Annotated in this window: 14 protein-coding genes; 12 read left to right on the plus strand and 2 right to left on the minus strand. The window is 29.0% G+C overall.

All coding sequences use genetic code 11. The features are described 5' to 3' along the window. Positions 1–114 precede the first annotated feature (114 nt). From rlmD to BLV71_RS18690, 9 genes are all read left to right on the plus strand, one after another. Complete coding sequence (gene rlmD / locus BLV71_RS16690; protein WP_093872072.1) at positions 115–1,566, plus strand: 23S rRNA (uracil(1939)-C(5))-methyltransferase RlmD; 1,452 nt, start codon at positions 115–117, stop codon at positions 1,564–1,566. A 6-nt stretch (positions 1,567–1,572) separates the two neighbouring features. Further along, a complete protein-coding gene (locus BLV71_RS16695; RefSeq protein WP_093871647.1) occupies positions 1,573–2,058 on the plus strand; it encodes a DUF6452 family protein in 486 nt (161 codons plus the stop codon). Further along, on the plus strand, positions 2,039–2,749 hold the full coding sequence (locus BLV71_RS16700) for a DUF6048 family protein (RefSeq protein ID WP_093871648.1): 711 nt from the start codon (positions 2,039–2,041) through the stop codon (positions 2,747–2,749). Before BLV71_RS16695 ends, BLV71_RS16700 begins: the two co-directional genes overlap by 20 nt. A gap of 61 nt (positions 2,750–2,810) precedes the next feature. After that, entirely contained in the window at positions 2,811–3,758 is a 948-nt protein-coding gene (locus tag BLV71_RS16705; protein ID WP_093871649.1) for an isopenicillin N synthase family dioxygenase, read from the plus strand. 2 nt (positions 3,759–3,760) lie between these two features. Continuing rightward, positions 3,761–4,084, plus strand: coding sequence for a translation initiation factor (locus tag BLV71_RS16710; protein ID WP_093871650.1), 324 nt, complete (start codon positions 3,761–3,763; stop codon positions 4,082–4,084). A 158-nt stretch (positions 4,085–4,242) separates the two neighbouring features. Continuing rightward, positions 4,243–5,187 (plus strand): DUF1835 domain-containing protein, encoded by a 945-nt coding sequence (locus BLV71_RS16715; protein WP_093871651.1) that lies wholly within the window; start codon positions 4,243–4,245, stop codon positions 5,185–5,187. After that, positions 5,188–6,057 carry a nucleoside phosphorylase gene (locus tag BLV71_RS16720; protein ID WP_093871652.1) on the plus strand — a complete coding sequence of 290 codons (870 nt, stop codon included), beginning with the start codon at positions 5,188–5,190 and terminating at the stop codon, positions 6,055–6,057. It abuts the gene before it with no gap. Further along, a complete protein-coding gene (locus BLV71_RS16725; protein WP_093871653.1) occupies positions 6,058–6,918 on the plus strand; it encodes a substrate-binding domain-containing protein in 861 nt (286 codons plus the stop codon). Positions 6,919–6,935: 17 nt separating this feature from the next. Then, complete coding sequence (locus BLV71_RS18690) at positions 6,936–7,091, plus strand: hypothetical protein (RefSeq protein WP_176974427.1); 156 nt, start codon at positions 6,936–6,938, stop codon at positions 7,089–7,091. Positions 7,092–7,162: 71 nt separating this feature from the next. On the opposite strand, the gene BLV71_RS16730 is transcribed toward BLV71_RS18690, so the two are convergent. After that, positions 7,163–7,804, minus strand: coding sequence for a protein-L-isoaspartate(D-aspartate) O-methyltransferase (locus BLV71_RS16730; protein ID WP_093871654.1), 642 nt, complete (start codon positions 7,802–7,804; stop codon positions 7,163–7,165). A 187-nt stretch (positions 7,805–7,991) separates the two neighbouring features. On the opposite strand from BLV71_RS16730, the gene BLV71_RS16735 reads away from it, so the two are divergent. From BLV71_RS16735 to BLV71_RS16745, 3 genes are all read left to right on the plus strand, one after another. After that, complete coding sequence (locus BLV71_RS16735; protein WP_093871655.1) at positions 7,992–8,951, plus strand: Gfo/Idh/MocA family protein; 960 nt, start codon at positions 7,992–7,994, stop codon at positions 8,949–8,951. Between the two features lie 84 nt (positions 8,952–9,035). Further along, entirely contained in the window at positions 9,036–9,923 is an 888-nt protein-coding gene (locus BLV71_RS16740) for a 3-hydroxybutyryl-CoA dehydrogenase (protein ID WP_093871656.1), read from the plus strand. Between the two features lie 16 nt (positions 9,924–9,939). Further along, positions 9,940–11,724: an aminopeptidase P family protein gene (locus BLV71_RS16745; RefSeq protein WP_093871657.1), complete on the plus strand. Its 1,785-nt coding sequence runs from the start codon at positions 9,940–9,942 to the stop codon at positions 11,722–11,724. Positions 11,725–11,818: 94 nt separating this feature from the next. Here BLV71_RS16745 and BLV71_RS16750 read toward each other — a convergent pair whose 3' ends face one another. Next, on the minus strand, positions 11,819–13,891 hold the full coding sequence (locus BLV71_RS16750; RefSeq protein ID WP_093871658.1) for a M48 family metalloprotease: 2,073 nt from the start codon (positions 13,889–13,891) through the stop codon (positions 11,819–11,821). Positions 13,892–14,020: the final 129 nt, after the last annotated feature.

Here is a 14,020-nt window from a genome sequence, read left to right on the forward strand (position 1 = left end):
ACGCCCAAAAAGTTAAAAGGTTCAATTTAATTTTAAAAATAATAATTAATGTTTATGTTTAAAGTACTTCAAACAATATCTTTTCCTAATTTTGCAAACCATAAAATATTTACAATGCCACGTAGAGAACGAAATAAATTTGTTAAAAAAAATCAGGATTTAGAAATATTAATTGAAGATTATGCTTTTGGAGGAAAAGGAATTGGTCGAATTCGTTCTGATGAAGGAGTTTTTGTAGTCTTTATTCCTAATACCTTGCCTGGTCAATTGGTAAAAGCACGTGTTGTGAAATCTAAAAAAAACTATGCGGAATGTAAGTTAATTGAAGTTTTAAAACCTTCAGATAATGAAATAGAAGTTCCATATCAAGATATTCCTGGGGCTCCTTACATTCAATTACCTATAAATTTACAACACCAGTACAAAAAAGAAAGTACACTATCTCTTTTTAAACGTATTGGTAAAGTTTCTAACATAGAAGATTTATTTGATGAATTTATAGCTTCTCCAAACGTATTTCATTACCGTAACAAAATGGAATATGGTTTTTCGGCAATTGGTTATGATCGAAAGAACAAAACTGATATAGATGAATTTACATTAGGTTTTAAACGTCGTGGTACTTGGTGGATGGGTGATAATTTAGACAAAGATTCTGGCTTATTCGATAAACTGGTTGAAGACAATCTAAAAAGTATTAGAGAATATTGCCAAGAAACTAATTTAGCTCCTTGGCATGGCCCAAAAAAAGAAGGTTTTTTCAGATACTTTGTAGTTCGCAAATCATACAAAACTGATGAATTGCTATTTAACTTAGTTACTACATCTTACGATTTACCCAAATTTGATTTGCAAAAATTCGCTCAATTTTTAAAAGATATTTTCGGAGAACGTTTAGCTGGATTATTACATACAATAAATGATGAAGTTGGAGATAGAACAATTGCCACTTCTGGAAGTATTGACTTGGTATATGGAAAAGAGAAAATAGTAGAAGAGTTACTTGGATTAAATTTTGAAATTAGCATGAAAAGCTTTTTTCAAACAAATCCAAAATCTGCTGAAAAATTATATACTAAAGTAGTTGATTATGCTTTAGAAAACAAAGAAGCTATTGACAATACTGTGGTTATGGATTTATTTTGTGGTACAGGTACCATAGGACAAATTATAGCTTCAAATTCTAAAAATGCAAAAATTGTAGGAGTTGATATTGTAGCTTCTGCAATTGAAGATGCTAAAAAGAATGCTAAAAGAAATAACATAGAAGGCTTACAGTTTTATGCTGCTGATGTTGGTAAATTCTTATACGAACATCCTCAATATAAAAATAAAATAAGAACCATTATTTTAGATCCTGCACGTGCTGGAATTGCACCAAAAACACTTAAAAAAATCATAAATTTAAATGCAGAAAGAATGGTTTATGTATCTTGTAACCCAGCAACACAAGCTCGTGATACTGAAGAACTAATGAAAGCTGGATACCAGCTTAAAAAAATTAGTTTGGTAGATCAGTTTCCACACACAGCACATATAGAAACTGTTGTTTTATTTGAAAAATAAATTTAAATGAAAAAATACATCTACATTATAATTATAAGTTTTATGGGACTTTCTTCTTGTGAAAAAGATGATTTCTGTACTCAAAATCCTGTAACGCCTAGTTTAATATTACGTTTTCATGATAAAGATGATGTTACAAAGAAAAAAAGTGTAGAACGTTTTTCTATAATTGCTGTTGGAAAAACCGATAGTCTTTTTGTAGACAGAAATACTGATTCTATTGCTATTCCTTTAAATGGACTAGATACCAAAACGGTATATACTTTAAAAATGAATGATGTAGATAATATAAAAACAAACAATAAAATAGCTACTTTAACTATTAATTATACTACAGAAGAAGAATACATTTCTCGTTCATGTGGTTATCGATTTATTTTTAAAGATATTACTTTAACGAGCTCAACACCTTCTTGGATAAATAGTTTATCTACTAAAGATGTTTCTATTATAAACAATCAAATTAAAGCACATGTACAAGTATTTCATTAGTTTTTGTTTAGTTTTTGTTTTTACGAATACCTACTCTCAAAAAAAACAAAAAAAAACAGTAAAAAAAGATACTATAACGTACAAAACTGGGTATGGATTACGTATTGGTGTAGATTTAAGCAAACCAACACTCTCTTTCGTTGATAAAAGCTATAGCGGATTAGAACTTGTTGGTGATTATAGAATTACAAAAAAATGGTATGTTGCTACAGAATTAGGGTATGAAAAAGAAATTAGTTTTGAAGATTTTACAAACTCTACCTCTAAAGGAAGCTATATAAAAATTGGCGCAAATTATAATGCTTATCAAAATTGGCTGGATATGAATAATGAAATTTATATTGGAGCTAGATACGGATTTGCTTTATTTGATCAAACTTTAAATAGTTACACACCAAATGTTACTAATGGTTCAACTACTCCATATTTTCCTGCAAATACAATAAACACTCCAGTAACTGATACTGGTTTAACAGCGCATTGGACAGAAATTCAGCTAGGAATAAAGGTAGAAACTTTTAAAAATTTATTTTTTAGCGCAGGTTTCTCTTATAAAATTTTATTAAGCGTTGATGATCAAAAGAATTTCAAAACATTATATGCTCCAGGTTTCAATAGAGTTTTTGAAAATAATACAGGTTTTGGTTTTAACTATACAATTTCTTACCTAATACCTTTTGTTAATAAGTAATTTATTAGCATACGCTTGATTTTACTACCTTTACAAAGTAAAAAAGTTAAACTTATTAACAATGAATAAAATCCCTAGCGTAAATTTAGAAGACTTTTTATCTAACGATGAAACTCGTAAACAAAAGTTTATTGATGAAATAGGACACGCTTATGAAAACATTGGTTTTGTAGCCTTAAAAGGACACTTTTTAAATGATAAACTGGTTGAAGATTTATATGCAGAAATTAAAAACTTCTTTGAACTACCAGTAGCAACAAAACAAAAATACGAAGTACCTGGAATTGGAGGTCAAAGAGGCTATGTTTCTTTTGGAAAAGAATCTGCTAAAGGAAAAAAAGAAGGTGATTTAAAAGAGTTTTGGCATTTTGGTCAATATGTTGAAGACAATCCAAAATTAGAAAAAGAATATCCTGAAAATGTTAATGTAGAAGAGCTTCCTAACTTTAATGAAGTAGGAAAAAAAACATATCAAATGCTTGAAAAAACAGCTAAATATGTACTTCGTTCATTAGCTTTACATTTAGGACTAGAAGAAACGTATTTTGATCAATATATCAAAAACGGGAACAGTATTTTACGTCCAATACACTACCCTCCTATTCAAGAAGAGCCAAAAGGAGCTGTTAGAGCTGCTGCTCATGGTGACATTAATTTAATTACATTATTAATGGGATCTCATGGTAAAGGCTTACAAGTACAAAATCACAAAGGAGAATGGATTGACGCTATTGCAGAACCAAATGAATTAATGATTAATGTTGGTGACATGTTATCTCGACATAGTAATAATAAATTAAAATCAACCATTCACCGTGTTGTAAATCCGCCAAAAGAAATGTGGGGTACTTCTCGTTATTCGATACCATTTTTTATGCATCCTATTTCAGAGATGAAACTAGATGTATTAGATAACTGTATTGATGATAACAATCCAAAACAATTTGAAGATATTACTGCTGGTGATTTTTTAAACGAACGGTTGCGTGAGTTAGGATTAATAAAGTAATAATGGATATACAAGATCAACTTAAAAACCTGTTTCCTGATCATAAATTTGAGGAAAAACCTGTTGAAGAAAAACCTGATGTTTGGCTACAAGAAGAACCCATACTTTGTAAATATGAAAAACGTAAAGGTAAACCTATTACTATTTTAGATGGTTATAATGGAGCTACAAGCGACTTTAAAAAACTAGCTAAAGAAATTAAAACTAAACTAAGTGTTGGTGGTAGTTATAAGGATGATAAAATAATAATCCAAGGAGATTACAGGAATGAAATAATGGAAATTTTAAAAGCCAAAGGCTTTAAAGTAAAAAGAGTTGGAGGTTAAACAAAAATGCTGAGAAAAAAAGTTTCTCAGCATTTTTGTTTTTACATTTTTTGTTATATCATTACAAAGTGTTAAAAATCATTTAATTAATAATAACGGCAAAAAATAAACGTTTATTATATATTATTAAGAAATATTATCAATTATCCCCAATAATTATGGCATCTTCTATATTACACATTACAAACGGAGACAGTACTACCCAAGTATTAAATAAACTAAATTTTAATGGATCAATAATTACATGGCGTGAGATGTTATGTGAAGGAAAAACATCTATTGACGTTGGTAGTGAGAACTTTTGGAAAACTCGCTTTGATTTTTTAAAATCTTCTTATAAAGTTTCAAAAAAAACTTTTATTGATTACACCTTAAAAGAATACAGAAATCTTTGTAATCAAAAACAACAAGATGAAATTGTATTATGGTTTGAATATGATTTATTCTGCCAAGTAAATATGCTTGCTGTTATAAGTTGGTTAAAACGTTACAGAAAAGGAAGAAAAATATCATTAGTTTGTAGTGGTGAAATAGAAGGTAAAAAAGGATTATTTGGTTTAGGTCAATTAACAAATACTGAATTAAAAGAACATTATAATAAAAGAGTAGTATTAACTCAAGATGATATTGAGTATGCTGATTATATTTGGCAATTATATTGTTCAGACAGTCCCCTACGTTTAGAAACAGTTCATCAATACAACCCTATGTCACCTTTTGTATATCTTGAAGCTGCTATTAAAGCACATATTCAAAGGTTTCCTTCAATTAAAAATGGATTAAATAAAATTGAAAACTCTATTTTAGAAATTGCCAATCAGCAACATTTTAAAAATAAAAATGAATTAGTTGGCTCAATTTTGGCTTCACAAGAAGTATATGGATTTGGTGATACTCAATACTTTAACAAACTGCAACAATTAAAAAAACTGTTCACTTCCTTTGACCCCGTTAAACTAAGTAAAATGGGAAAAAAAGTATTAAATGACCAAGTAAATTACTATGGTCAAATACGTTCTGATTTTTCGTATCTTGGCGGTTCTAAAAAATATAGCTACTTGTATATAAACAATACCAACAAGCTATTAAAAATAACATCATAAATGAGCATACAACATTCTGAACTAATATTAAATTCAGACGGAAGTATTTATCACTTAAATTTAAGACCCGAACATATTGCTACTGACATTATTTTTGTTGGTGATCAATATAGAGTAGATAAAGTAACAAAACATTTTGACAGTATTGAATTCACTACTCAAAAACGTGAATTCAAAACAACTACTGGAACCTATAAAAATAAACGTTTAACAGTTATTTCAACAGGTATTGGTCCTGATAATATTGATATTGTTTTAAATGAGTTAGACGCTATCGTTAATATAGATTTAGAAACACGTCAAATAAAAAAAGAACATACTTCTTTAAATATAACTCGAATAGGAACCTCAGGGTCTTTACAAAATGATATACCTGTTGATAGTATTTTATTAAGCTCTCATGCTTTGGATTTAAATGGAATGTTACATTCTTATCAAATTGATAAAATTACAACACCAGAAATAGAGAAAGCTTTTATTAACCATACCAATTGGTCTGATAAAAAAGCAACACCTATTATTATTGAAAATGGGAAGTCATTAGAACAAAAACTATATTCTAATTCTATTTATAAAGGAATCACTGCAACTGCAGGTGGATTTTATGGACCTCAAGGAAGAGTCCTTAGGTTAGGTTTACAAGACGCTAATTTAAATACTAAAATTGATAGCTTTAACTATAACAATAATAGAATTACAAACTTAGAAATGGAAACTTCAGCAATTTACGGATTATCGAAGTTGTTAGGTCATAACGCTATTTCTATGAATGCAATTATAGCAAATAGAGCTACCGGTACTTTTAGTAAAAACCCTAGCCAAATAATTGAAGATTTAATTATCTATACGTTAAACAAATTAGTAGAGTAAATGCTTAATTTAAAAGTTGGTGGTGTACCGGAACATTTTAATTACCCATGGTACATTACATTAAAAAATAAAGAATACACAAAGCATAATATAAATTTGCGTTGGAAAGATTATCCAGGTGGTACTGGAGAAATGTGTAAAGCTTTACGTTCTGGAGAAGTTGATATTGCAATTGTACTTACTGAAGGAATCATTAAAGATATTATAAATGGTAATCCTTCTAAAATTACCCAAACTTATGTAAAAAGCCCTTTGATTTGGGGAATTCATGTTGGCGCAAAATCTAATTTTAAAGAAATTCGAGATTTAGAACACGCTACCGTTGCTATAAGTCGATTCGGATCTGGCTCTCACTTAATGGCAATTGTGAATGCACATAACAATGGGTGGGATATTGATAAATTAAAATTTAAAGTAGTTGGAAACTTACAAGGAGGTATTGATGCTTTAACCAATGAAGAGGCTGATTATTTTATGTGGGAACACTTTACTACAAAACCTTTGGTTGACAGTAATATTTTTAGGCGCTTAGGAGATTGTCCAACACCTTGGCCTTGTTTTGTTATTGCTGTTCGTGATGAAATTTTAGAAAACAATTTTGAAGAAGTAAAAAAAGTTTTAAATATTATAAACTCTTGTACTGAAGACTTCAAAAGCATCCAGAATATTGACAAAACACTAGCTATCAGATACGAACAACAAGAAAAAGACATAAAAGAGTGGCTTTCTATAACTGAATGGAATGATGGAAAACCTGCTTCAAAAAACTTAATTACACGTATACAAAATAAAATGGTAGCCTTTAACGTTATTGAAACGAAAGAAGATTCTGGTAAATTAATCAAAAATATGTATATTTGATTTTTAAAATATTAAAAATGAAAAAAGTAGTATTTATTGCAATTTGTATAGTTAGTTTATTAGGTTTTTCTTCTTGTGGTAGCACAAGCCCTTGTGGTTTAGCTAAAACTGATCAAACAAAACAAAACTCTCATCAACAAGAGATTGTAGTTGCTGAAGCAACTGCCGAATAGTTGATTTCTTTATTCAAATTCAATAAATCCGCTTTTTAAGCGGATTTTTTATTTGGTATTATGAACAGAAATTAATTTTTCTTCTTTAACATTGGAACGAACTTAAAATCTCCTAATTCATGTTTTTCAAACTCTTTAGGTGATTTACGTATAAACAATGTCATTACTTGTTCAGTATCACCAACAGGAATTAGCAGCATTCCTCCTACTTTAATTTGTCCTAATAAAGCTTTAGGTACAAAAGGAGCCCCTGCTGTAACAATAATTTTATCAAAAGGAGCTTGTTCTGGTAATCCCTTATAACCATCTCCAAAAATAAATCGTTTAGGTCTATACCCTAATTTAGGTAAAAATAATGATGTTTTTTTAAACAATTCGTGTTGACGTTCTATAGAATACACCTCAGCTTTTAACTCTAATAAAACAGCAGTTTGATAACCTGACCCTGTACCAATCTCTAATACTTTGTCACCTTCTTTAATTGCTAACGTTTGTGATTGAAAAGCAACTGTATATGGATGAGAAATAGTTTGTTCTGCTGCTATTGGAAATGCTTTATCTTGATACGCATGCGCTTCAAAGCTACTATCTATAAATAAGTGCCTAGGAATTTTACGAACAGCCTTTAAAACTTTTTCGTCTGTAATTCCTTTTGCTTCTAAAACGTTTGCTAATTGGTTTCTAAGTCCTTGGTGTTTGGTAGTATCTCTCACTAATATCCTAATTTCAGTGGGCTAAAAATAGTAATAAATATCTTTAAAAGTGTATCTTTGTTAGCGTTGATTTTTTTCCAAAAATCACTAACTAAAAATAACACTTTCATTACGAGGATACAACCCATAAAAATAATTATTAAAAAGATTGTTTTTATCTTCTAAGTAATAAAAATAAATATAAAATATGTTAAAAGCTGGAGTTTTAGGAGCAGGTCATTTAGGTAAAATACACTTGCGTTTATTACAACAATCAGAGAAATATGAATTAATAGGATTTTATGATCCTTTTACTGAAAATGCACAAAAAGTTGCTAAAGAATTTGGATATACCCTATTCAACTCTATAGCTGAACTTATAGATGCTGTAGATGTTGTAGATATTGTAACACCTACTCTTTCACATTTTGACTGCGCACGACAAGCCATTGAAAAAGGAAAACATATTTTTATTGAAAAACCTATAACCAATACAGTATTGGAAGCTGAATCTATAAGAACTTTAGCTAGTCAATTTCATGTAAAAGGACAAGTGGGTCATGTTGAACGTTTCAATCCTGCATTTACTGCTGTAAAAGACATGATTGATACTCCAATGTTTATTGAAACTCATAGATTAGCTGAATTTAACCCAAGAGGTACTGATGTTCCTGTTGTTTTAGATTTAATGATTCATGATATTGATGTTATTTTATCTGTTGTAAAATCAACTGTAAAAAATGTGCATGCAAGTGGTGTTTCTGTAATTTCAGACACTCCAGATATAGCAAATGCTCGAATTGAATTTGAGAATGGATGTGTTGCTAATTTAACTGCTAGTAGAATATCTATGAAAAACATGCGTAAATCTCGCTTTTTTCAAAAAGACGCTTATATTTCTGTTAATTTTTTAGAGAAAAAGTCTGAAGTAGTTAGAATGAAAGATGTACCAGAAAAACCAGATGAGTTTGCTATGATTTTACAAAACGCAGAAGGTGTTAAAAAGCAAATTTATTTTGATAATCCTGAAGTAACAGAAAATAACGCGATTTTAGATGAGTTAGAGTCTTTTGCTGATGCTATTAACAATAACACTACCCCTATTGTTTCTTTACGTCAAGGTACTGAAGCTTTACGTGTAGCACAAATGATTATTGACTGCTTTTAATCCCTCATACTAAGTAAAAACATTCAAGACAAACAAACGAAATTAAAATAAATTATTCAACTGAATAAAAACAAACTACAACACATGAAAAACATAGCCGTAATTGGAGCTGGAACAATGGGAAATGGAATTGCACATACTTTTGCGCAATTTGGATATAATGTACAATTAATTGATATTTCACAAACTGCTTTAGATAAAGGTTTAGCAACTATTACTAAGAATTTAGAAAGGATGGTAGCTAAAGAAAGAATTTCAGAAGATGATAAAAATAATACATTAAACAACATCACTACTTTTACAAGTATACAAGATGGTGTTAAAAATGTAGATTTAGTAGTTGAAGCTGCCACTGAAAACGTTGATTTAAAATTAAAAATTTTCAAAGACATTGACGCAGCTTGTGGTTCTGACACTATTTTAGCTACAAATACTTCTTCTATTTCTATTACACAAATAGCAGCTGTAACTAGCAGGCCAGAAAAAGTTATTGGTATGCACTTTATGAATCCTGTACCAATTATGAAGTTAGTTGAAATTATAAGAGGATATAATACAACTAATGAGGTTATGGAGGTTATTGTTGATTTAACTAAAAAAATCAAAAAAGTTCCTGTTGAAGTTAATGATTATCCTGGTTTTGTAGCTAATCGTATATTAATGCCAATGATTAATGAATCAATTGAAACTCTTTATAATGGAGTTGCTGGTGTTTCTGAAATTGATACTGTAATGAAACTTGGAATGGCACATCCTATGGGACCTTTACAATTGGCTGATTTTATTGGTTTAGATGTATGTTTATCTATTTTAAATGTAATGTACGATGGGTTTAAGAATCCTAAATATGCCCCTTGCCCACTATTAGTAAATATGGTTATGGCTGGAAAACTAGGTATTAAATCTGGAGAAGGTTTCTATGACTATAGTGAAAGTAGAAAAGCTGAAAAAGTAGCAAAGCAATTTTCATAATTCATAACTTATTTTTATGATATCTCAAAGATTAAAAGCTTTAAGAAACTATATGGCGTCTAAGAAATTAGACGCTTTTATAATTCCATCAACAGATCCTCATCAATCTGAATATGTGGCTAACCACTGGAAGTTACGTGAATATTTTTCAGGTTTTACAGGATCAGCAGGTACACTAGTGGTAACTAAAGATATTGCTGGTTTATGGACGGATTCTCGTTATTTTTTACAATTTGAAGATGAATGTAATGATAGTGAAGTAATACTTTGTAAACAGTCTATTCCTCATGCTCCAGAACATGTTGAATGGATTTGTAACCTACTTAATGAAAACACCATAATTGGTGTTGACTATCGTCAATTTTCAAAGTCTCAAATAAATTACATACTAAGCTTTACCTCTACTAAAAATATTCAGCTACAAAACGAACCAAAATTCACTGATGGTATTTGGACAGACAGGCTGGCTTTACCTAATTTCCCTGTAGATGTCCATCCTATAGAGTTTTCAGGAGAAACTACTGCTTCGAAAATTGATAAAGTTCAAACTGAAATAAAAAATCAAGATGCGCAATACTATCTATTTTCTTCTTTAGATGAAATAGCTTGGCTATTTAATATTCGCTCAAGCGATGTAGATTTTACACCATTAGTAACAGCTTATGCTTTGGTAGGTGCAAATACTTCTATTTTATTCTGTAATAAATCTCGTTTTTCGCAAAGTGCTATCGCCACTTTTGACGAATTAAATATTTCTGTTCAAGAATATGATACTGTAGTTTCTTTACTTAATGAAGTACCTAAAGAAAAAACTATTATTACTGATCCTTCTACCTTAAACTATTCATGTTTTAATGCTGTTAGTGGTCGTTTTATTTATCAGAACTCTATTGTTAAGGAATTAAAAGCTATTAAAAATGAAATAGAAATTGAAGGTGCTAAAAACTGTATGTTAAAAGACGGTGTGGCACTTACCAAGTTTTTTATTTGGTTAGAACAGGAGTTAGAAAATAGAGAAATTTCCGAGTATGAAATTGGTAGAAAACTAGATAACTTTAGACAACAACAAGAATACTATACTGGTGAATCATTTGCTGCAATTGTTGGTTACAAAGGAAATGGAGCTATTATTCATTACACAGCACCCGAAGAAAATTCTGCAATGGTTAAAAATGAAGGGATATTACTAGTTGATAGTGGAGCACAATATAAAGATGGAACTACAGATATCACTCGTACTGTATGGTTAGGAGGCACTCCTTCAACAGAACTAAAAACAGCGTATACTAGTGTTTTAAAAGGGTATATTGAGTTAGAACAACTACAGTTCCCTATAGGAACTACTGGTGCTCAAATAGATGCTTTTGCTCGTATGCATTTATGGAAAAACGGATTAGATTATCCACATGGTACAGGTCATGGTATTGGAAGCTATGGTATGGTACATGAGCCCGCACAAGGTTTTGCAACTGGAGCAACTACAGCAAGAGGTACAACACCTCATTTATCTCACCAACTAACCACTATTGAACCTGGATGTTATGTAACTAATCAATTTGGTATTAGGACCGAAAACATTGTTGTTTCAAAAGTTGTAAAGGAAACAGCATTTGGAAAATTTTTAGGTTTCGAAGTGTTAACCTTATGCTATGTAGATACTAACTTATTAAACTTAGAACAATTAAGTACTTCTGAAATTAATTGGTTAAATAACTATCATCAATTAGTTTCTGATAAACTATCTCCTCTTTTAAATGAGAAAGAAAAACAATGGTTACAACAGAAATGTAAAGCATTATAATCAAAAAAACAGCCTATTAAAGGCTGTTTTTTAAATTATTGACATTGCATTATATAAAAAATAAATTCTTTAAAACTTTAAATAACAAGTAAATTTAATATTTTTCTAAGAAGATTGGTTTAAGTAAATCTTCTTGATACATTAATAAGTTTTTCTTTAATAAAAAATATCCTTTTGATAAAATAAAGACATAATTATTGATACTTTTAAATAAAATTTCTAAACTATCATCAATATATTTTTCTCCTTCAAAATACTTCATTTCTTGTGATAGATATAACTCAAAATTTTCTCTTATTTCTTTGCTTATTTCAGTTTGATAATTATTATTGTAGATTAACTCTCTTATTTCTTTTTTAAACTCAATTTCAATGGGTTTTATTTTAACAAAATTCTTTACAATTTGTTCAAATGGGGTAGCAAGGCTTATAAACTCTAATTCGCTTGATAACTTCATATACATATTATACTTTGAATCAAATTCTTTATCAAACATAAAAAAACTTCTATATAATTTTTCCAATTCAATACTCCCAGCTCTAAGCTTTTCTTTCTCCCTAAAAAACTTAAATATCTCAATATCATTTTTCTTTATCTTTTTATTAAGCTCTTCTAATTCCAACTCTAATCTTGACTGAATTTTTTTACTATTTTTCTCTTTAAATTTTTTTCCATCATAATCAAAAGTTTTAACTTTAATAGTTTTATCTGCTACTTGTTTCAATGTTTCAATATCACTTTGTAGAGCTATAGCTGTATATACTAAATCTATATTATACTGAGAAAACAATTCATCAAATTTTACTGTTTTTTCCGATAAGGAGAATTTATTAACATCAAAATATATTGGGTTTTTATTATCATAATACCCTTTATATATTTTAGAAAATGAATCATCTATAAACTGCTTTTTATAACCATTACAAAAATCATCAAAAGATACAAGTTTAGTTTCTCCTTCAAATTCAATTCCTTCAAATAACTTGTTTGTAAATTTCTCGTAAGTTTTTTCTATATTCTTAAATATTTTTTCAGCGGGTTCATCTTCTATTTGCTCCATAACAACACCAGTCTTCTCTAACATAAGTATTCTTTCTTCAACACTTGGATGCGACGCCCATTGATCTTTAATAACCAATTTTGATTTATTAAATTTATTTAATTCTTCTTCTGAAACCTTAGGTAAATTATTTATTATTTCAATATTATTCTCTTTAGCTTGAAAATTCATAACAAAAAATTGTTCTTTATATAAATTCTTACTTCTCAAACTATCCTTAATCTTTTCCTCATAAAATGACAAAACATTATTAAAAGAATTGTCAGCTAATGACATTCTCAATAAAGAACTTTTTAATGGCTCATAACCTGTTACATTAGCAGCAATTTCATCTGCATGGAATTCCATTTCTCTAGATAATCCCAAATAATTTTTATTTACAACATCATACATTTGTCTTAAAACAAACTGAATTACTTCTACAATTTTTATTGCTATAATTGCAAATATTGAAAAATAACCACTTGCATTGGCCCAACTCTGAATAAGTTTATCATAAGATTCATTATCAAATAACAAATTAAAAATGACTTGATTTACATTATAGACATAACTCCCTACTTTCATAGTTTTTTGAGAAAAATGCCCAAATTCATGACTTAAAATTGCCGTAAGCTCTAATTTACTTATTGTATTTACCAAACCTAAACCAATTTGAAGGTTCTTTTTAACAGGTAAAAACATACTCCAGAAACTAGAATTGTAAAAAACCGATGCATTTACATCTGCAGATAAATAAATTTTTTTTGGAAAACTTGTGTCTACCTCTTTTACTATTTCTTCTATTAATTTAAATAGTTCAGGCTCATCAAATTTTGTTATTTCAATAAGATGGGAACGATCTATTTTATGTGATTTAAATATAAATTTTAGTAAAAAAATTAATATAAAAAAACCTAAACTTGCCAAACCTATACCTAAACCTATTGTAATAAACATTGGTTTCATGACTATTAACATAATTCCTAAGTACACACATAATGCCGTTAAGCCTACAGACATAATTAAAATTAACATGTAAATAAATACAAAGAAAATAATAGCTATAATAGCTTTAGTTGTTTGTTTCTTAAAATCATCTGAAAGCTTAATTTCTTTTTTTTTCATTAGTTCTTTTTTTGTAAAAGTAATAAAAATTTAATTTTAGATTTCTTACATAGAGGATTCTCCAAAAACTTTTAAATTATGTTTTATAATACATATGAATCAATCTAAAAACCTTAAATGAGTCCCTAA

Origin of the sequence: Tenacibaculum sp. MAR_2010_89, from assembly GCF_900105985.1 — a bacterium.
Taxonomy (GTDB): Bacteria; Bacteroidota; Bacteroidia; order Flavobacteriales; family Flavobacteriaceae; genus Polaribacter; species Polaribacter halocynthiae.